The sequence below is a fragment of the Stygiolobus caldivivus genome, from assembly GCF_019704315.1.
GTDB lineage: Archaea > Thermoproteota > Thermoprotei_A > Sulfolobales > Sulfolobaceae > Stygiolobus > Stygiolobus caldivivus.
On sequence record NZ_AP024597.1, the window covers coordinates 2,784,724 to 2,806,835 of the forward strand.

13 protein-coding genes and 1 pseudogene are annotated in these 22,112 nt (G+C 37.1%); 8 read left to right on the forward strand and 6 right to left on the reverse strand.

What is annotated here, in order from left to right:
- The first annotated feature begins 165 nt into the window (after nucleotides 1-165).
- From KN1_RS13880 to KN1_RS13890, 3 genes are all read left to right on the forward strand, one after another.
- The gene (locus tag KN1_RS13880; protein WP_221288314.1) at nucleotides 166-309 is read left to right on the forward strand and encodes a hypothetical protein; all 144 of its coding nucleotides are present in this window, start codon (nucleotides 166-168) and stop codon (nucleotides 307-309) included.
- 358 nt (nucleotides 310-667) lie between these two features.
- Nucleotides 668-5,701 (forward strand): DEAD/DEAH box helicase, encoded by a 5,034-nt coding sequence (locus KN1_RS13885; protein WP_221288316.1) that lies wholly within the window; start codon nucleotides 668-670, stop codon nucleotides 5,699-5,701.
- 1,108 nt (nucleotides 5,702-6,809) lie between these two features.
- Complete coding sequence (locus tag KN1_RS13890) at nucleotides 6,810-8,171, forward strand: hypothetical protein (protein WP_221288318.1); 1,362 nt, start codon at nucleotides 6,810-6,812, stop codon at nucleotides 8,169-8,171.
- A gap of 177 nt (nucleotides 8,172-8,348) precedes the next feature.
- Here KN1_RS13890 and KN1_RS13895 read toward each other — a convergent pair whose 3' ends face one another.
- Entirely contained in the window at nucleotides 8,349-9,848 is a 1,500-nt protein-coding gene (locus KN1_RS13895) for a hypothetical protein (RefSeq protein ID WP_221288320.1), read from the reverse strand.
- A gap of 1,434 nt (nucleotides 9,849-11,282) precedes the next feature.
- On the opposite strand from KN1_RS13895, the gene KN1_RS13900 reads away from it, so the two are divergent.
- Nucleotides 11,283-12,860, forward strand: a complete 1,578-nt coding sequence (locus KN1_RS13900) for a B12-binding domain-containing radical SAM protein (RefSeq protein ID WP_221288322.1) — start codon at nucleotides 11,283-11,285, stop codon at nucleotides 12,858-12,860.
- Between the two features lie 197 nt (nucleotides 12,861-13,057).
- On the opposite strand, the pseudogene KN1_RS13905 reads toward KN1_RS13900, so the two are convergent.
- Nucleotides 13,058-13,393, reverse strand: a pseudogene (locus KN1_RS13905) (IS200/IS605 family accessory protein TnpB-related protein); the annotation flags it as partial.
- 202 nt (nucleotides 13,394-13,595) lie between these two features.
- Between KN1_RS13905 and KN1_RS13910 the strand changes: the two are divergent.
- Nucleotides 13,596-14,120 (forward strand): hypothetical protein, encoded by a 525-nt coding sequence (locus KN1_RS13910; RefSeq protein WP_221288324.1) that lies wholly within the window; start codon nucleotides 13,596-13,598, stop codon nucleotides 14,118-14,120.
- Nucleotides 14,121-14,736: 616 nt separating this feature from the next.
- On the opposite strand, the gene KN1_RS13915 is transcribed toward KN1_RS13910, so the two are convergent.
- Both KN1_RS13915 and KN1_RS13920 read right to left on the reverse strand, forming a co-directional pair.
- Nucleotides 14,737-15,315 (reverse strand): molybdopterin-binding protein, encoded by a 579-nt coding sequence (locus tag KN1_RS13915; RefSeq protein ID WP_221288326.1) that lies wholly within the window; start codon nucleotides 15,313-15,315, stop codon nucleotides 14,737-14,739.
- Nucleotides 15,312-15,746: a molybdopterin-binding domain-containing protein gene (locus KN1_RS13920; protein ID WP_221288328.1), complete on the reverse strand. Its 435-nt coding sequence runs from the start codon at nucleotides 15,744-15,746 to the stop codon at nucleotides 15,312-15,314. The genes KN1_RS13915 and KN1_RS13920 overlap by 4 nt, the downstream gene beginning before the upstream one ends.
- Nucleotides 15,747-16,103: 357 nt before the next feature.
- On the opposite strand from KN1_RS13920, the gene KN1_RS13925 reads away from it, so the two are divergent.
- Nucleotides 16,104-16,733 (forward strand): amidohydrolase family protein, encoded by a 630-nt coding sequence (locus KN1_RS13925; protein WP_221288337.1) that lies wholly within the window; start codon nucleotides 16,104-16,106, stop codon nucleotides 16,731-16,733.
- A gap of 166 nt (nucleotides 16,734-16,899) precedes the next feature.
- On the opposite strand, the gene KN1_RS13930 is transcribed toward KN1_RS13925, so the two are convergent.
- Entirely contained in the window at nucleotides 16,900-17,055 is a 156-nt protein-coding gene (locus KN1_RS13930; RefSeq protein ID WP_221288339.1) for a hypothetical protein, read from the reverse strand.
- Nucleotides 17,056-17,661: 606 nt separating this feature from the next.
- On the opposite strand from KN1_RS13930, the gene KN1_RS13935 reads away from it, so the two are divergent.
- Both KN1_RS13935 and KN1_RS13940 read left to right on the forward strand, forming a co-directional pair.
- Nucleotides 17,662-19,302: a hypothetical protein gene (locus tag KN1_RS13935; RefSeq protein ID WP_221288341.1), complete on the forward strand. Its 1,641-nt coding sequence runs from the start codon at nucleotides 17,662-17,664 to the stop codon at nucleotides 19,300-19,302.
- A gap of 354 nt (nucleotides 19,303-19,656) precedes the next feature.
- Nucleotides 19,657-20,334 carry an HAD family hydrolase gene (locus tag KN1_RS13940; RefSeq protein ID WP_221288343.1) on the forward strand — a complete coding sequence of 226 codons (678 nt, stop codon included), beginning with the start codon at nucleotides 19,657-19,659 and terminating at the stop codon, nucleotides 20,332-20,334.
- Between the two features lie 128 nt (nucleotides 20,335-20,462).
- Here KN1_RS13940 and KN1_RS13945 read toward each other — a convergent pair whose 3' ends face one another.
- Nucleotides 20,463-21,560, reverse strand: coding sequence for a cytochrome P450 (locus KN1_RS13945; RefSeq protein ID WP_221288346.1), 1,098 nt, complete (start codon nucleotides 21,558-21,560; stop codon nucleotides 20,463-20,465).
- Nucleotides 21,561-22,112 lie beyond the last annotated feature (552 nt).

Consider the following 22,112-nt stretch of genomic DNA (forward strand, 5'->3'; position numbering starts at 1 on the left):
CTTACTTCATAGTGTGTAAATAAAGCGGGGGCGTAGTGTAAATAAGGGCTGAACTAGTTGAAGGGTAAAATGGAGTCAACGGGTGAAAATGAAGTTAAAAAATTTAGAATGACTAAATATGGAAGAGAAATTGGTTGTTAACGAGATCCTTAGTAACAGTTATTCATGATACTGATTGAAGAGGTCTATGAGCGACTTGAGGACGAACTAGTGATAAAGAAGCTGGAGGAAAATATTTATGCAATAAGGTCTTTGCGGGCTGAGGTTAAGAGGTTAGGTGAGGCTGTGGTGTCTTTGCAGGAGACGTAAAGGAGCACGGTGATGATATAAAAACCCTAAAAAAGGCAGTTAAGAGATTAAAGGCAAGTCGATTAAGATAATGGTCAGAAAGGCAAAGAAGTTATCAAAAGAAGTGGGCAGTTTTACGAATAGGGCGGTTAAAAGGGTCGAAAAGGCTATGATTCGGTGTAATTGCTAAGGGGTATATGGAGTACAATATTCTATAATTTTAAAATAATAGCCCAAGAAAGATTTGTTCTATGTAAGTTAAGGACTTAGTTTTAATCGATATCGTTTAATTCAGAATAACGTAAATAGATGTAGTTATGGCTATGGATTACTCTAGTAAAGATCAAAATTTTTATTTAAATATAAAGATAATTTATCTGTGGCATCAGAAATTGTTCCAGAGGCATACACTTCAATATTAGGTGATATAATTCTCCAGGAATGTTCTAAAATAACAAAAGAGAAATGTAAATATAACGATACTCCAATAAAGCTGAAACCTGATCCTAGTGAGTATAAATACGGATTGAAAAGAGAAGAAATAATAGATATAATCTCGAAATATTTCCCTGGAAAAGAAGAGGAAATATTACAAAAAATGCTTAAAAATAGTTATATCCTAGAATTTTCTGATGAGAATGATAATAAACAATATCGTAGTATTTATATGGACTTGTTCATCAGAAGTGTTAATCTTAAGACAAAAAATTTCACTCCTAATTATATAATTAACCCAAGATTGAGTTTAGTAAAAGTTACTATACCCTCTAATGAAGATAGAAAATATAGATTAGATATGAATAGTAATGTAAAGGAAATCAGAGAATTAGTTGATTTACTTGTACAAGAATTAGGTGACAAAGATGCTGAACAATATGTCAAAATTGTTAATGAGTACTTGGAGTTAAGAAAATATAATGGTCTCGATCTTATTCAGATTTCTATGATAAGAGATGCTATTAGAGACTTTATTAATGGAAACCATATACTCATAGAAGCTCCGACGGGTTTTGGAAAAACTGAAATTTTCTTATTTTTAATATTATTCGTTCTAATTAAATATAAATTTAATAGTAATAATAAAATTTTAATTTTGTATCCAAGAAAAGCGTTAGCATTGGATAATATGAACAGAATTATAATGTTATCGGCATTGATTGAAAAAATAAAGGGAGTGAAGGTTCCCGTACTGCTCAGAGACGGTGACTCAGATAAATTAGAAGAAGGTAGCAAAGTGAGAGGTGGCTCTTTAACTTGCCCTAATAAACATCCTTTAATTTTTAAGAATAATAGAGTAACTTGTTCTGATGAGAAGTGTGAATACAGAGAAATGGTTCACATATTAGACACTAAAAAATATAAAAACTACAATGCGGAGCCTTTAATTATCATATCTAATATATATACTATAGCAAATAGACTTTTAACCTTTCGCAAAACGGAGGATATAAACATAGAGGATTTTAAGAAAATTTCTCTAATCATATTGGATGAAGTGCATGTTTATACAGATATTTTTGGCGGTATTACCTCCTCTGTACTGGGAGGAATTAAAGAGATAAACAATAATGTCAAGTTTATAGGAGTTTCCGCTACAATTCCTAATAGGGATAGTTTTGCTAAACAGTTATTCAACGATAATAGAATATCATTTATAAACAGCCTAGAGATAGCTAACAAGATTAGTGAAAAACTTAGAGGTCAGAAATTCTATCTTGTCGGGTTCTTCGAAATAAGACCGGATATTTCATGGCATACTTACGCTCAATTATGGACTATTCTTGCCTCCACCTATTCTATCATTTATCTGAATAATCCTATAATCGCTAAAGGCGGTTTTACACAATCAGATCCTAAAAATAATACTCCTGATAACTATTTCTCATATCAAAACATAGTTTTCATAAATAATGTGTACGAGTTAAGGAGGTTCAGAGAAGAGATAATGCAAAACATCAGTATAGGAGAGCCGAAAGACAGAGTAAAAGGGGATATTAAGGAAGCTTTTCGAGATCCTTATTACGTGTATCTCCCTCCAGAACTAAATAACCTCAATAAGGCATCATTAGATAACAATAGAATTCATTGGATAGGAGAGATCATCAGAAAACACTTTGGAATAGTGTTTATGGATGCTAAGGATAAGTTTGAAAGGTTTACAAAAATAGCTAAAGGAGAATATATAGCTATAGCGTCTACGTCATCACTTGAGTTAGGGGTTGATTATGAAGGGGTTTCATTTATATTAAATGCAAGTGCAGATGATGAGGTTGAAATCGTCCAACGATTGGGAAGGGCTGGAAGAAGTAGTAAGATGCCAAAGATAACCTTAGGGATAATATTATCTAAAAATGTACCTCATCAGAGTTTCAGGATTCATGATGAAAATTACTCAAAGAGAATCATATACATGCTATCGGGTACTCAACTCGGGGATATTGATAAAAATAAAATCGGATTAAGAATAATGAAAAATGCTAAGCCGGTGATAGAGTTTAAAAATCTGGTCATTGCCTCTATTAATCTGTATAAAAAAGGTATAATTTCTGATATTAACGTTGATTTGCAAAGTATATTTTCGGAAATGGAAAATTTTGTTGAAGATGGTATTATAAAGTCTGAGTTGAACGAGTTCAAGGAAGTTTTCTTTACAAAGAGACTAAATTGCGAAAAAATTATGAATAGATATGCTAAGTTTACTAAGATTAAAAGCACAGAAAAAGATCTTCCATTTTACATAGATAAATTGGAAGAAAAAACAGAAAAATTCTGCGACAAGATAAGTAAAGATAAAGTACTTTCTAAGAGTATTACTCAAGAAAATAATGAGAATATTAAAAATATATGTGCTAAATTAAACAGTAATTTAGAGAAAGGGATAAAACTGGCTGATAATTTCAATAAGTCGTCTGATGTCACAGCGAGAAGGGATAATCTAAATGAACTTAAGAAAAAACTAAGGGAAATACGTTCAAATTTTGAAGAACTAGATGACCTATTAGGTAGTCAAGGAATAAAACATTTAATTAACTACCAGGATGAGATACGGAAAAAATTAAACAGAAATGTTCAAAATATAATAAATATAGTTCTAGATTTAGAAAAGTTTGTGGATAAACAACCTTTAGAAAATGAAAAATATTTTATAATATGCAAGAAGATAAATTCTATTCCAAATAAAAAATTAAGAAATCCCAATATCATTAGAGAATTTATATTTAACTATTCATCTATATCTAGCGTTGGACTTGGCGTGGAAGATCCTAATTTGACTAGACAGAATATAAAAGTGTCTATTAATGACCCATTAATTAATTCCTCACGTCCAATTTCTTGGCATCAGGATTTTTACACAATATTAACTCGCTTTTATCCTTTTACGATAGTCAACTATTCAGACTATCTTGAAAGCAAGCAAACTAGATCGTCTATCAGTAATATGCCATACGGAACTCTTTTACTAGGGTTGAATTTAAACTACAACGAGTGGGACCATAATATACGGAGGAATATAGGACGATATCTAAGTATAGATATTCAAGGTAGAAAGAAAGTACTAGAATTAAAGGATATTAGGGAGATAAAAATATACAATTTGTTAGATCTTGAAAATAGATTAGGGAACCCTATTGTGTTAAAATCTAAAAAAGGCTACGAATTTTATGTAAAATTAGGAGTTGATGTAAGCTATATTGATTACTATTTACGTAATCCAGATCAAGTAAGACAGCTGGCCAATAATAAGGGGTTAAGATACGACCCGTTCATCTTATCATATAGTAGAGTATGTGATATTGGACATGGTATATCAACGGATCCATTTGATATAAACTGCCCGTTCCAAGGAGAATGCAGCCTTGGAAAAATTTTTCTTCCTCATAGTTGCAGACATTGGATATCTTACTCAATGTCATCAATGAAGCGTCCGATACTTCCGTTTATTGATAAATTAAACGATAATAAGATAAGAGGTTCGGTTTTAGTGTCTCCAATAAATGAAGTCTTTGAAGTTACTTCTTTGTTAGTGTTCAAGAAATTAGATAAGGTCTTAATATCTATAAGTGACTATACATTACCTATCTATTTGAATCCTAAAATAAGAATAACCTTATATGATACTAACGGGTTGAAAGTACGGTTTAACAAACTTATAACAAAAGAAATTTTAAAGAAAATGTTATTTGATGAAGAATCTAAAGAATTTGAAGAACTTCGATACATATTACTGACCAAATACTATATAATTAAAAAGTTCAGGGGGAACGTATATGTGGGGGTAAGGAACTTGGTTTCCAAAAAATATAAGGAATACATAGAACAAATATACTCAAATAACGGAGAAAGAGAAGAGTTTCTAGAATTTGTATATACAATATTACTTCATACTTTAGCTCATTTATTATATGAGTTTATCATCTCCAAATTCAACGTCGATGAAGACTTCATAGATTATTATTACAATCTAGATATGAATAATATTTTTAATAAGGATGATGATTCAATATATATATACGAGAAGACTTCTTATGGTACGTTGAAATTAAGTGAAATTATAGTAAGAGGTTTTAAAAATATGACTAATTTATTGGACGAATTTTATGAGTACGCACTAGATGAGTTAAAGAGGCATGAACAAGACTTAGATAGTTATGGTAAAAGCTTAAAGAACTTAAAGGCTCAAATAATGAGTGGAATCAATAAAAATTACTATAAAATACTTCAAGATGAAGTAGAGATATATAGGAATTTGTCTAATAACAAAATTAGACCAGATTTATACACATTCAAGCTTTATCTTACAGAGAAATTTAACAAAGATAAAGTTAACGAGGAGATTAATGACTATTTAAGTTTAGCTGATGTGGTATTGGAAAATATATGTATTGATGGTTGCTCTTCATGTGTTATAACCGATTATTGTCATTATCCTCTACATCAGAATCTGGTAGTGAGTAGGAGATTAGCTTATTATTTTATTAAGGAGATATTCGATGAAAAGTCAAAAAGAATCAAGAGTACTATAGAATTAAAAGGAAATTCTGATCTTGGGTTTCAAATAATAACCCATTTCGCTAAAGAAAACGCAAAATTAATAAAGATAACTAGCGCCTTTATCGATAAGGAATGTCTCGATATTATAAAGTCAGTTCTAAATACAAACCGCAATATATTAGTAGAATTAACTACCAATAATTTAAATAATAGTAAAGTACTACAAGAATATTCTTCTCTTATAGAAAGTCTTAAGACTACGGGACGTTTTAAACTGAACTTCGATCCAAAGACTCATGTTAAGGAATACGAGGTATTATTCGATTCTAATTATAGAATAACTATAACAACAAGTTGGAATTGTGAAAAATCTTCGAGTAAGCAGAACTTCAGTATCAGTGTATCTTATATGAACACATGATGGAGCGATATCTAATACAGAATTTTTTGTAAATTAAGGGAAAGAGTTAGTCTTATAAAACCATATAAGTTATAGAAGCAAAGACAATATCGTATGTTTTTTCAATTTCGACATGTGTCCCTTTGCGATTCACCGATCAAGAGTATTCGTATTAAACCCAAGTAAAACAGTAAACCAGGTTTCAAAAACTTAGGCTGCTTACGTCTCCATTGCAAATTGAAATACTCTCTATTGAATTAGTACAATTCTATGTATAAATAATCAAACCATATTAAATATTCTATTTAATCAAAGTCATAAACCTCTATTATCCGTTCTACTAGGACCTTTTACGTTTCTTTTACGGCTTCTATTTGTCTAAATAGAGTGAGATTGTAACTATTTAAATTTACACTAAGCAATATTAATATGATAGTGTATATATAAAAAAGCGTATATAAGAAGGTTATAATCCGGATTACCCAGAATGATTACACATGTATTGTATAATTCATTCGTTGCTCGAATTATTCCAATTCGAGGAAAATTACAATTTGTAAAAGAGCCGTGAAAGGCCCCTAATAGTTTTTTAATAATAATTTTACAATAATATATAATTAACAGTTAAAATACCATTTCGATAAGACAAATTGAAATTATAATGGATCTATGAATAACCTTACATCATTAACCTCTAAAGATGATCGAGTATATAATCGGTCAGTCCATATAGGGCAAGAGTACTTTCATGTAAAGCGTATAATATTTATCTATCGGAAGAGAAAGAGGCCTTATCACATAATGTTCAATTAAGTATATAATATAATTTCTCTTTTCTCTTTAATCCTTATTTTAGCACTTCCACATGTTTATTCAGAACTTATACTAAATCAGGGACTAAGGATAAGCCTCATTCTCTTATTTAGCAAATTTTTAGTATCGTACTAACGGCCGTGTTATTCTTCATCCGCTGACCGGGTATAGTAGTATAAGGTAAAATTCATGTCGATCAAGATTAGGTCCGTGATTATGTAGAGCAGATCTTTACTAATGAGTAACTGTAAAGTCTTGGGTTTTTATTGTGATCGTAAAGGATTTAAATGTGTTAAAGAAAATTATTTAACGTATTATGAGCGAGGATGACCAAGTTTTTTACTCAATTATATCAACGACCTTATCTGAGCATGACTTGAAAGAAATAATGGAACTTCATATTCTCAAATCTATTAATATTGATAATGATGGGAAGAATGAAAATATAAATAAAATAAAGGATTGTTTAAAGGAAAGATATAAGGCTTCAGATGTAAAAGTAGTCGTTATTCCTGATAATCAAAAAAATAATAAGAAACTTAGAATAGACTTTGAATATAGCTTAGTTAACTATTGTAGTACTTTAAGTAATATTCAAAATCTTCTAAATAAATTATCAAGTTTAGACAAAGGTCGTAAGCACAAGGTTAGTGTTTGTATACGCGTGAAATTAAACGATAGAATAAAAGAGGAGCTTGAGAAAAAATTACATAGAATTAAGAAATTACAATGGTTTATAAAAACCAAGTATAATACTCTTGATTGTTACATTAATAGAATAGTTTTACTTCCTGAAATACCTAGTATATCTATACTTAGGACTCTTTACAAAGCTGATAGCAAAAACTTAGATATAGATGCAAACCCGATCACTATAGGAAATGTTGAATTGGCTAAAACTGACTCAGATATTTATAAATTTAATAATTTCATCATATATAAAATAAGCCAAGACACATCAACCCAGAAATTCCTTGAAAAAAATTATAAAATAGATAGTATGGAGCGAATTTTGTTGTACACTCTATTCGGTATTCTTTCAGATAATAGGGTATTACTTCCTTGGCCTTTTTCATCTTTTCAATTAGCTGATGACAGTGATACAATATATACATTATTCATAGGAAAATTTAAGGTGAATAAAATTGTAAACAATGATAAGCAACAAGAGGAAGAAAACGATGAAATTTTGCAAGTAAACAATCCTAAAACCTTTTCGAGAATTAATCTTACTCTGGAGGGAATGCCTCTAGATCATAATTTAGTTGGGAAATCGTTTAGGATTGTATGCAAAGCTCTATCGTCAAAACAGATAAAAGAGGAAGTTGAAAAAATAGGATTGTTCTTAGGTAAAGCGTTCAACAAACTGGAAACTCAGAAGTTATATTTGTTGAAAGTTTTTGATGATACATTAATATCAGAAATTAGAGAAATAAGAAAAAAAATCCTTGATGACCCAAGACTATTTGAAGCCTTAAGAAATATCTTTCATGAAAATAATACAATTATGATAAAGGATTTTATCGTAGAGCAAGTATATCAAAACAACGATTTATTTAAACTTGCAGGCATAAATGATATCATAAAATTTCATACTAAAATTCTAATATTTTATAAGGATATATATAAAAAATTATTTAGGGATTCATACGAACCTAGTAGTATAATAAATGTATAATTTTCTAAATAAACTAATTGGAAAAGTATATACTTAAAATTCTACTTTACGATTTAGCGTTAGGCACTAGAGGGCGAAGATCTTATTCTTTCACCTTGTATTTATAGCTACTTTACGCTGTGACTTAATTACTCTTCACATACTAACTGAGTTTGATGACGGTATTTCTTATTAGTATTATATCGGCCTTAAAATAAATATGATATTCGTTCTATGCTGTGATCTACCCAAATAACCTGGTGACTCACCTAGAATTTCATATTTATTGACTATTTCTAGTCCGACTTTCTCAATAACTTCATACAAATTCTTCCATTCAGACTTCATATTGATTATAAGAACTATTCTTCCATCAGACTTTAATGATTCCTTGCTCTTCTTTAATATCGTTAATAGATTGTCGAAGTATCTTTCCTTTCCAATCTCCTTATTTAAAGCACTTTTTAAGGATATTCTTTCAAATAAATTTATTATTACTATATGCGGAAAACTTAATGAAGAATAGCTAGGTGAGAGTTTATAGTAAGGAGGATCAATAACTATTAAATCGCTTTTAGGATACTCCTTGACTAAGGCATCTCCCAGCATTCCGTGAATTTCTCCCCTTAATTTATACTTTCTTATACGCATCTGATTTCTTATACCGGAAATAACTGTGCTTCTAGCATGAACAGCAAGAGGGTTTGTCTCAACAGTGTATTCCGGAACCCAATACCCTTTTATTCCACCTGCATACGGAACGGGTTCATTTAAAGGAGGATACCAACGACAAAGAAGGGAGCATGTCTTCACAGAGTCACTAGCAGCTAACATTAGTAATAGTCTCTCTACTTGGCTTAGTTCCTTTGCCCTCTCAGCTAATCTATGAAAGGTAAGGAGTTGAGCTTTAGTAAAAATTTTTTCAGGTCTGGTTATATTTGCTTTAATGAGTCTATTTCCTTCCCTTAATTCTTCTATATAAATGTCAATATCGACCTCTAGTTCAACTTCTTTAAGTAGTCTGTTTCTATTTTCCAACCAATTTTTGTCAAATAATAATGTCTTATCTACTACAATTCCGAACGCTTTCCAACCGAAATAATCCACCACGTTCTTAGGCTTGTATAGAGGCTTTATAGTAACTTCAACTAAATTCCCGCAATGAGGGCAAGGGATTACCTTCTCCTCATTACTTTCACTCTCGAAAAAGTTTCCGCAATGAGGGCAAAGGATTACCTTCCTGAAAGGGTTCTTTTTCGTCATAACCCATGAGGGAACCTTATCTCTCGTAATTAATACATAAGATACCGTACTCCCTTTGTAGGACCAAATAGGAGAAAGTTCTTTCTTAGCTTCTTCAATTATAGAGTTAATATGATTAAAATTCACATCATTTCGCAGTGCAGAATATCCCTCAATTATCTTAACTGCAAGAGGATTAATATCGATACCGTAAGCATTATAGTTATACAGTGATGCTTCAACCAAACCGGTTCCTCCGCCTGCTAAAGGTTCAAAATAAGTTAGGCCGTGGGCATCTAAGATTTCCGGATTAATTAACGCCTCGTAAAATTTCTCGTCATTTTCAAGTAAAAAGGATGCCAGAATACTTCGGTATAAATATATATATCTCTTAGACCACCATCTATGCAAACTTACTTCCCTTTTTATTCCGCCTTTCTCCTTTTCAAGTATCAATTTTTCTACGACAGGTATATAGTTTTTGAGATCATCAAGTAAACGTAACAATTTTAACACCCTACAAGTGATAGGTCTTTTTATAACACTGTGTGATAACTGAAAAATTGATTTATAAAATGCACTAATACATTGTAAAAATTAACGCGTAGATTAAGCCTTCTAATCTTAAAAAATGAGGTTGTAGATGAAACTGCCTTTATAGCATCAAAGTACTTACTATTAATATTGCTAAATATATTCGTTATTACCTTATTACTTATCATAACAAACCTTTTATCTCTATATCTTATCAACGTTTGATTATAGCCTGCGATATAATGCGAAGGAAAACCGAAAAAATTTTATCATACACATTTTTATCAACTGAGCAATTTTATTAATAGTTACCAATAATAACGGTATAATGCTATCCTAGACTGAAATACAAATACCTAGAAGTCTTGGCATAGTCCTTATTCATAATAAACGCAACGGGAAGTTTAGGGGACGTCGACTTAAGGTCTAAGCACGTTCTTGTGAAAAACTAGTAGAAGATGTTGGAATAGGCCTGAAAAGAGGCTACTTGTCTAAAACTTGACAGGATACTTCATGTTTCTTTTGTAATTTTTATTTGTGTAAGTATTATGAGATCATAGCTACATATTAAATACACACATAACATTATTAATACGTAGTACGTATAAAAGCGTAGGAAAATTACTTTATAATTTGGTTTATGTAGAATTATTTAGCATGCACTTTATTATTTACTTATGGATTAACTGATTCGGAAAAAATTTCAATGCAATAAATGCCTTAGCGACCCGAAAAGGGTGGTGTAGAAAAATTTTACGAATTTTCAACTATTATTTGTACGCAACTCTCATAGTGTTGTTGCATAGCTATAAAGTCTCTTAATACTGCTTAAGGCATGTTGAGTCCTTGTCCTATACCGTAGCTTTGGGATAAGGTCCCTTGCACGCTAATTTATAGGTTAATAACGGCACTATGAAATTTTTCAGCTATTCTGGGAGTAAGGATAGGTCACGCCATGGGTAAACACTATATACTTTCAGGCACTATTGGACAAGACCTCATCCTTCTGTAGCACTCACGTGTACGTTTTACATGAAGGTATTCTTGCCCTTTATTAACTGACATAGTATAGTACTTATAAAGCTGATGTATAGCACTTTCTCTTTAACGCCTTGTAGTTTCAGTCATCTGACCAGTTAGAGTATAAGTGTTAAGTAAATATTTAAGGGAATATTGATTACGATGGATTTTTCCAATAAATAACATTTAGAATGAGATTTATACAATGATTGAAGCCTAACAGTTAGTTACCGAATTATTACCGTAGCAATAAGAGAGTTACTAATAGAATTTTTAAGATAATAAATACTAAATAATGGGAAACCTATTTATTTTAGATATATCTAATTTTTACTTATGTATGACGTGGTATTATCATCAGATAGAGGTTCTTTCACAGACTACGGGGGTTCCAGTGTTTTAGGCTATGTAGCTTGCATGCCGTCGAGACTTGTCCCTAGATCCTTCATGGACAGATTCTTTACCCCAAAAGTGAAGACTGATGAAGAAGGTAAGGCATTATATGCACCTTATGCGCTAAGAAAAATAGAAGCTATTTTACTAGAAGCAGGATATAAAGTAGTAGTAGTCCCCCCAGAAAATATAGAAAAATTCGCCCGTAATACTAAAGTGGTCGGGATTACAGCTCATGACCCTTTCGGTTTAAACCCGGTGAGCGCAAAACTCAGCTTTCTGTTCGGTGGAGGTCCAACGTGGACAGCTCAATTCTTTGATGAATTCGGGCAGAAAATTTCAGCTCTAAAACAAAGGTTCAACTTCAAGATTATAGCTGGAGGGCCTGGAGCCTGGGAACTCAGCTTAAATAAGCCCGAATGGATAGACGTGGTATTCCTAGGGGAGGCTGAAGTTGATTTACCTGCTATAGTGAAAAGAATAATTGAAGGGGAGGAAGTTCCAAAAGTTGTAAGGGGGAGAAACCCGAAAACCGAACAGATACCGACTATTAAGAACTCGGCGAGACTGGGAGAAGTCCAGATTACCAGAGGATGTCCTAGAGGGTGTAGATTTTGCTCTATAACTCCAGAGACCTTTAGATCTATTCCCCTTGAAGACATTAAGAAGGAAGTTGAGGTTAATCTCAGAGGAGGTTGGAAAAGGGTCGAGTTTATAACAGATGATGTAATGCTATATGGTTCGTCGAAGCTGAGGACGAACCACGAGGCCATAGTTAAATTATTCTCTGAAGTTATGAAAATGGGAGTTGATGGTATATGGTTCCCACACATTTCAGCACCCGCAGTTAGGGAAAGCCCTAAGACCGTCAGATCCATCTCGGAAATTGCTGGGTATAATATAGATAGGGCAGCGGCACCGGTAGTAGGCCTTGAGACCGGTAGCCTTAAAATATTTGAGAAATACATGCCGGCTAAAGCCTTTCCTTGGAGACCGAAAGAGTGGAGGGATGTAATACTCGACGCAACTGCGATTATGAACGATAACTACATATTTCCTTGTTATACAATGACAATAGGGTATCCTGAAGAGACTGAGGAAGACGTAAAAGAGAGTATTGACCTAGTCCAGACCATTATCGACCATCAGTTCACTGCGTGGATTTTCCCATTACCGGTAATACCCATATCGACTTCCTATATATCCAAGAATCCCTATCCTAAGCCTGAATCCCTGCCACAAGGCTATTGGGACTTACTCTATATGGCATGGAAGTATAACTTAAAAGTAACGAGGGAATTGATCCCTATCCTCACCGGAGGTATTAAGAATAAGCTAGTTAGAAATATAGTAAAAGTAATGATAAACAAAACCTTTTCCAATATCGAGGATATATTCAAAGGCTTTAAAGAAACTAAAGGAGAGCTATCTAGGACTTTTTCTAATATAAATCTAAATAATACTATGGGTGTAATAAAGGCTATTTATTGGCTGTTTAGGTTATCTGCGAAACCCCAGTAAACATGCAAGGTTTTTCCTTTCTTCTCTTTTTTTCCCTTGTTTTTTCTGGATCTTAATCCTTTTATGTGTAAAGGACAGTAAGCTGACTTCCTTATATAAAACATGCTAGTCAGGCCTGAGTAATATAGACCTGACTGGGTAAAAAGCCGTTGACTCAACGCCCTAAAGAGCGTTATGTTCCCCTCATCGGTTCGGGACTACATCTGAGGGGCAGTCGAGAGGGTTAGAGAACCCCCTCCCATTCAGGTTCGTAATAACGATAACATCACGGTCTCCTCATAACCGCACGAACACTTAAACCACTTGTATCCAGTTTCTACCATTCTCCGCCCACATTTAGGGCGGACACATAAGAGTAACTAGGGTTTAACGTACTCAACGACCAAACCGTGCTTTTCCGCCCTCCACTCGACCCGGAATTGAATCCTACGGTACTGCATTAGGTACAGCCTATCCCGGTACTCCTTAGAGAGTTCGATAACTCTCTTAATCATGTTAGTCAACTCCTCTAACTTTATGACATTACTACCAAAGGGCTTGACCCCGTGTAACGATAAACTACCTTAGTACTTGACTGAGCATAAGGACACGGTCTTCATCTACGCTAGGGCACTACACATAGAAGTATAATTAAGTGTAGACTATAAGCTTGTATGAGAGAGTATTGTACTATTACCCGACAGCACACTAATATTGTTTACACAATTTTAAAATTTTAGAGGAAAACTTCTACTTATGATAAAGACATACCTAAAAAGAGGAAACATAATAAGCCTTGTCGCTTCCCTAATTATCCTTGCTGGGCTGGTCCTCCTTGACCTCAAAGGTATATCATATGCGCTATCGCCCCAATTCCTAGCAATAATGTGGGTAGTATGGTTCCTAGCAATACCGTCCTTTATGTCCTACCACAAGTCGGATTTGGAAAGGCCGAAGCTCATGGACTACTTCGCAATACCGGCGATAATAATAACGTTCTTCGGACTAATCTTAGCTTCACTCGGTGACTTTTTAGGGATAGAGATAATCTTACTCGGGTACACGTTAGAGCCCGTAGCCGGGATCTCTATTTACCTCACTACTAAAAAGTTCAGTTATGTTAACTCTTCACTCTTCTTCTGGGGTGCCGTAGTGTTTACCGCCGGCCTCCCCCTTTACTTAGTCAACCTAGGTATCGTGTCTATTGCGGGAGATATAGTGAAGATGGTAGGGATAGTGGGGCTATTAATGAACTCCAGACTAATGGCTGAGGCAAAGTAATATGCGAAAAGCCCGAAGAGGCGAATATACTACCTCCTTTTTTCCGTTATTTCGTTTGGGGAAAAAGAAGAAGAGGACTCGGGGTTTAAATACAAGACACAACCCTTGGTGACGCTTTACGCTCCCTTGTCCCCATTCTGGTAAACGACTTTTGTATAAACTACTATTCGATCAGGGCACTCCAAAGTCAGCCCAAGTCGTTTGAAGGGTTAGGGAAAAGTTCCCCTTTTTAGGCTTAAGTAAGTATAACCAATAACTCCTCCGCTATGCTCAAGATATTTCTACAAACTAAGCGTATATCACACCCGTCAACATGTAAGGTCGAACAGCCACCAAACGCGTAAAGTCCTTAAGTGAGGTAAGGGGCTTCGAGGCCTAACGAGGTTTAGCCCTTCTCGCAGTAGTAAAAGCAGAGAGAAAAAAGGTGTAGTGCCCTGAACAGCTTGTAGGGGTTTACAGGTACCACTGGACACATTCTACCCTTTTTAATTGTGTTACTAGTCGGGAAGAGTAACTCAAACTCTATCTTTAGTAAGGTTATGACGCACGTCGGGGGGAGGGGAGTCTTAACTTAAGGGAAAAATGACACTACTGTCCTTGTCTGTCGTCCTCGCTTTCAGTGCCCGCTTCCGTAGTCTTTCATCTTTTGCTCAAAGCTCCACAATATACCTCCGTGGCCGATCTCAGCTATGTTCCTCGGTTCTGGGACCTTGCCGGTCATCATCCTGGTGAACATAATGTCTATTGTGTTGTACTCCTTAAAGTGTATCCCCCCGGCAGACACCCCGAAAAGGGGGACGTTGTTCAGCATGGCGACAATAGTCATCGTAGTCGGTTTTACCGGGACACCGTAAGCTATTATATTAGCGTTGAGTTTTTTAAACGCTTGATAAGTCTTGTCTGTGGGGTCTACAGAAGTCCCACCTGTGACTATGACGGCTTCAGCCCCGCTGTCTATAGACCTCAAGACCGCTTTGGATATTGCGTCTTCATCGTCCGGCACTACCTCGCTCTTAACTATAGTCCACCCGTATTTCTTGCACTTTTCCTCTATAACCGGCATGTATAGGTCTTTTTTCCTCCCCTCATATATCTCCGTCCCGGTTATTACTACCCCTACCTTAGAGTACTTGAAGGGAGTAATACTTATCAGCTTCTTCCCCGGTATAATACCCTCTACCTCTTCCTTCTTCATAGAAACGGTACTACCTCTATACTCCCCACCAGCTCGCCTTTACCTACAGCCTGGTTATTCCTCTTGGTGATCAACAGGACTTTCTGGTTCAGGTTAAAGTCTATGAGGCCTTCTACGTCGACCTTAATTAACCCCGGGATTTTAGAGTAGAGTAGGGTCAGCCCTTGTCTCCCTGAGACCACTTCGATATTTTCGTCAACTAACTTTGACCCTACATACGGTGATATTTCCCATTCGTACATTACCCCCTCTTCTTTGGCACCGTCGTCTATCCACACATAGTATACACCGGAGTCCATGAGCCTCTTTACGTCCTCTTCTGTGATTATATGCCCCCTTTCTAAGAGCGTCATGTGTTCGTTCTCGTCCACGTACGTAGTGTCATAACCTAACTTTTTTCCTACTGCCTCTTTTGTGGGAATATATCTCATAGGAAATATGTAGATAACTTCATATATAAAGTCATACGGTGTTAAAAATGAATAACTGTATCGTTTTTACTTAAAACTCGTCGTCTAAATATTTTTAATAGACATGTGTCGGGCTTATGACATTTTTATAAAAAAGTGGTTTACTCTATCATTTTTTATAAAAAAGGAGGTTAATGTTAGGCTAAACGCTCATGAAGGTTAAAGAGTGTAGTATCGGTTACTAACCCTTTATCGCTATGCAAGGCGGTGCCCAAAAGCTTGTAATATGGTGACGGTTGGAATGATGAGGGTGCTATCGGCAATAACGTCGGGGCTACGGAGGAGTACTTTTTAGCCTACAAAACACTATTATATCAAGTGAAGGTAGACGTCCACCAACACCTGGGGATAAGGGGTATAAGAGCTGAGGAAATAAGGGACTTATTCGACTACATAGTCCTGAACCCAGCCTACAAGTACGCTTGTATGTGCTGTGTGGACGGTTTTTACCAACAGTACTTGTGGAATAAAGGGAGGGGTTACCTGCAGCTCGGTATTTATAACCCTAAGTGTAGGGTCCCAGCTGAGGTAGAGCTGGGGAGGCAATACGATAAGGGCATCGTGGGGATTGTCTTAAACCCCATAAACCACGACTTTTACCTGAGGGAAGCAGGGAGGGTATTCCAATTCGCCGAAGACCACGACTTACCGCTCTTCATATATACGGGTAAGGGGAAGGGGAACCCCGCAGACCTCAAAGGTGTACTGGAGGAGTTCAAGGTGAAGGTAGTCCTCCTGAGGTCTGGGTACCCCGACTACGTCAAAGAGGCCAAAGAGCTGGTAAAGGACGAAAGGGTGTTCGGCGAAGTCTCTTCAGTACCGTTACACATAGTTAAGGAGTTCCCGAAGGAGAAGTTGGTGTTCGGTAGCTGTTACCCCTATGTACCTTTTTCTATGCTAGAAGACAAAGAGATCCTGGATAACGGCAGGAAGGTCATAAAGCCGTGAAGGGGTTCTAAGACAGTCTGAACGGTGCCTGGAGTAAGGCCTTTTACATGCCTTTGTGGATTATAATTTCCTCCGTTAAATTAGTATAATTCTGCATATTATAAATAATTACGTATACGTAGGGCCATTCTACATAATAGATTATAAACCCGTCACCTTATGCCTCTTAGACGGTGTCACGTAATAATGGATTTTTCTTGCTCAATAATAACGCTTTTCTGATCAATTCTTCATCAACTCTCTCCTCCTTTATAGCCTTAATAAAATTATTAACCTCCCTCTGGGTCTCTAAGACTATTTCTCCTTCTTCAACTCTAGCCATTTATCTTATTACTTTATACTCTCTAACTCCTACTTTAAATACTTTCCACGTATCCATGTAATGCCTTAAGGGTTTCTCCAACCTTATTCCGAAAGTAACGATACGTTTTGACAGAAACGTTAGGTCAACCGTAAAGGCGGATAGTCCTTAACTAATACCTCCATAATTTAGAGAGTTTCACGGGCCCCTTGTGAATTGAAATTATCTCTATTAAATTAATACAATTCGTGGATAAATAATATAGTAGGCAAAGATTATTTCTATTAAATCTAATTATTAACACATCACTTTACGCCTATACATGTACTATTTATTAATATTGCTAAGTGCATGTTTAATGTTAAAACTCACTATATTTAGACAAATATGAAACCGTAGAGGAGCCGTGGAACACCCCTTGCTATAGTTGTTGTGAGTATATTTCTGTTAAGGAGGAAGTAAGATTTCTACTTAGGAAAAAACTGGCAGTAGAAAGTGGTGTTTTTTGTAAATTAACTGATCGAAATACCTAGCCCTTAAGTCGCCCCGGCTCTAGAGGTCTCACACGTAAAAGCCCTTAGTGTTTGGAACGTGTTTATAAACATACCTTTATATAATGACCTTAAGATGTGGAAACTAATTGTGGTCCTCGCTCTGGCAACACTGGTCCTACTCTCTCCACCGGTGGGTGCCTTACGGTTTAACGAGGTCAATACGATAATGGTAAACACTACTTGTAAAGTTTTTTCTATCTTACGCGCGATACCCTACGACCACGGGGTCGTAGTCGTATACGCGTCCGGGCCCTCTTTCACGGGTGTATCGCTGACACCTAGTTACCCCCTAAACGTTAGTGTGGACTTCGTCAATAGCAATGGGTGCCATGTATTACTCAATTCAACGTTCTCCAACGTCCACCGGGTTTTGACTACCGTAAAAGGGGGAGAACTCTACGTAATGGTGCAATACTTCTATGAGGTCTATCCAGGCGGTCCCTACAAATACTTCACTGTCGTTTACGTATTCCAAGGGCTTAAGTTAGTGAGCGACTACACGGTCACCGGGTACTACTCCGTGAAGACGTATAATAGCCCTTACTATAATTTAACCGTAGTTTGCCACTCTAACGCGGCGAACGGTTCCCTCCGAGAAAACGTCAGTATCACCATAAACGACGTCAAATATACCCTGACAAACGCTGACCTGAAGTACATCGAGGAACTGCCGCAGTGTGTATTGCTAGTATCTGAAGTAGGTAGTATACACGGACTACCTGAACTGGACTTTATGCTGATAAATTACACGGGGAAGGTAGTCTGGAGCAAGGACTACGTCATCAACGGGGTACCGTTCGGGGGCACTGTCTGCTGTCCTTGCCTACCGCTTAGCGCGGTTAACTTCTTCGACACGCCTGAGAGCTATATAGTCACCGTGGGCGGAGAGCTATTTATAGCTAACGAGAGTGCCCCTAGCTCTAACTTCGTAGCTAAAAGGGACTCTACCGTAAATGTCACAGTACTAGCATTAGACCTCTATAACGGGGATATAGTCGGCAGTTTAAGGCTTTTCAATGTCTCCCCATTAGTCTCACTAAACGTGATAGGGGACAGCTTATATGTATCGATGTTAGGGAGTTCGTATTTTACAGTAGAGAAGTATAACGGTAGAGGTTTAGTAGAAGTGGTAAAAGTCCCAATAGAGGTCAAGGCGTCTAAATACGGGCCCTATGTCCTTACGGGGTTATATTACAGCCCTAGTAATTACCTGCTGGTGGTGAACTACGGCACTACTCTGTCAAATATCACCGACATCTATAGCGGAGGTATAACGCAGTACACCGTTAACGGGGGAGTGGTATGGTATCAACCCGGGCCTGACTTACTCCTATTGAACCAAAGTAACTATTATAACTTGTTATTGCTAAATAACAACGGGACGAGCATAGGCTCAATTTACATAGGGCCTATTTCCACGAGGTATATCCCACCCTGGGGCCTACCTCCTGATGCAGGTTACCCACGGCCTAACGTCTTAGCAGTTAGTATTCCGGGGCAGAACTCGACTGATATGTACATAATAAAGGTAGTCCCCCTTCAGGAGAGCAGCGGACAAGGTCAGTCTGCTGGGTTAATAGAGGTCTACCACCTAGCGTTAAGCGGAGGGGTGAGTACTTACGTCCAAGCCTCTGAGTACGAACCGGTCTTAATATTCCTCGTGTTGGTAGCGTTAATAGTAGGGGTAGCGTTAATAGTAGCGAAGAGACGGTAGTGCCGTTTAGTGCCTTACTGCTCTGCTGTAGTGGCCCGGCGGGTATGCGGGTAACATATAGGTCAGTAATCACTCGCTCAGGACAGCAGCTTGCGTGCGCTCTTAGCTCTTAGAAAATGCAACTTTTGTTTTAATATAACTTATTGAATACGGTACTTTCTCGTCGGTTACCGAAACATCCGCTAAACGCCATGAAAGAAGGTTGTTAAACAGTACCGTTTTCTCAATACTGTTCGGGTAACCCGGTGCCTGTTAGAGGTCACGGGTGGGGGGACTCTAATAATGTGGACAACCCCTGTCCGTCCTCAAGAACCTAACAAAATTTTTTATCTCATATGATTTTTACCTAATACCATGAAAATAAAGACGGTCTCACTCGACTTGGGAGATACGCTGATATATAACGAGCCTTGGGGTTATCAAGTGATCTCTGACGCGCTTAAAGACCTCGGCTACAAGGTGTCAGCAAAGGAACTGTTCAGGGCCTCAGCTAAGATAAGGGGTAGTAAAGTCAAACCTAACCCTAACGGTAATAACACGCCGTCTCTGGAGGAGATCTTTAGGGAGCTCGGCCTAAGCCTTTCCGAAGACGAGGTCAGGTTGGTCGAGGAGAGGAAGAAGAACACCGAAAAAGAAGTCTTCATTTATGACGACGTAATAGAGTTTTTAGAGGCGGTAAAGTCGCTAGGCCTGACTACAGTCCTTATAAGCAACGCAGCGATAAACGGGAAGGGAAAAAAGTACTTAGAGGACTTCGGCCTGAAGAAGTACTTCGACAGGACTATCTTCTCTTTTGAGGTGGGTAGGGTAAAACCCGACCCGGAAATATTCAAGTTGGCTATCCCTGAAGGTAGAGATAAGGCGATTCACGTGGGGGACATCTACGAGGTAGACGTGTTGGGAGCGCTTAACGCCGGCCTCAAGGGCGTACTGTTGGACAGGAGGAGGGCCTACGACGACATTGACGGCAGGCTGTTCTCCCTCAGGGACTTGTTGGACTTAATCGAAAGTGAGGAAGCAGTTGTAAAATAAGAAGGGTAAAGCAAGAAGGGGAGGGATTGAAAGGAAGGAAAAAGGACAACAATACCCTCATAACGTGATAAATTTTACCAGAAGACCAGGGAAAAAAACTCTTGGCTACCTCTCAGTTTGATCCGGAGTCACTTCTCTATTTCAACTACCAACTTCTTATAACCGTTAAGTACTTCGTTCTCCACTTTCTCTCTATCTAACACCCGTTTGAGCTTCACCTTTTCGCTTAATTCCTCTAATACTACCCTTGCTTCTAACCTCGCTAACGGTGCACCGAGGCATAAGTGGATCCCGGAGCCGAAACTCAGATGAGGGTTAGGGGACCTATCTGGTATGAACTTGTCCGGCTCCTTAAATACTTCTTCGTCCCTGTTTGCCGACGCGATCCAGACCCTGACCATTTCACCCTCTTCTATCTCATTTCCCCTTAATACCACTCTATTTTTAACTTTCCTTACCGTCCTCATTACGGGTGGGGAGAACCTCAGCGCTTCTTCGACCACTTTTACGGAATTACCCTTTACACTTTCCCATAACCCTAGCGTGGTCAGGTCGTGGATAGCATTACTAATTAAGTTAGTGGTAGTCTCGTTACCGGCTATCATTAAGAGTATAATGTAACCCATTTTCTCCGTCTCAGATAAACCGGAGTTGATTATTGCAGAAGCCAGCTCCGTCTCTGGCTCGCTTTTAACCACTCCCTTAGCGAAGCTTATTAATGACAAGTATTTCCTGCCGATCTTAAATATCTCTTGGGGTTTCCCTAACCTCAGGGCTATTAAGTCTGACCAGTCCTTCACTTTATCAATATCAGCTTTAATACCCAACATCTTCATGATCACTATTATTGGGACGGGTATGGCTATCTTACTTACAACGTCCACCTCCCCGCCCTTTATCCCCTTTATAATCTCGCTTACTACTTCCCTTATATACCCCTCCATTTCGCTGACCTTTGCGGGGTTGAAGAAAGGTGAAGCGATACTCCTGAGCTCGTCATGAAGAGGGGGGTCGGAGGTGAGCATTGTATACCTAGTAGGTAGGTCGAAGAGGGTCTTGCCTTGCCTAAGACTGGACACTTTCTCGTTATATTCAGTGAGGTCGGAGGAGAAGTTTTTGTGGTCGTTAAGTATTCCTTTGCAGTCAGCGTAAGAGAACACGTTCCATACCTTACCGTCATAATAGACGGGTTGCTCTTTTCTCATTTTCTTAAACCAATCGTACATAACATTATTTTCGAGCCAAAGTTTAAAAGATTTTAGATATATCTATTATAAGTACTGAATACGTGGGCCATAGTGTTTTTGGGGATCAAAGAGCCGGTCTACAATGGAAAAGGTTATTTAGAAAATCATCTTAAACTGTGAGTAGACGTGTTTTGTCGGTGTTTTTATCATCAAGGCTCAATCTAACCGTCTGAGGGGTATTCCACACCTATTTTAGCTATTTTTCTCTATATATTATCCCTTCTCTCAGCTCTTATATTTCCAAAATTTTTTAAGATTTATTAATACTATTATTTTTTTTTTCGTAAACAAGTTAATAAGAATTTAAGCGGCCTCAGGGTGGCCTAGGATTGGGAGTTCACCGATACCGGTGATCCTAACAGTCATCCTCTCTGAAGTCCACGTTATAGTTTAACCTAGGTGTTAATCAGACCTACGGTTTATAGACTCTGGGATAGCACGTAAAACTCTTACGTATAATGTGTTTTTACTAATAAAACGTGCGATGTTACATATTTCAAGGTCAGGAGTTTAAGGCTCTTTAATTTCCTG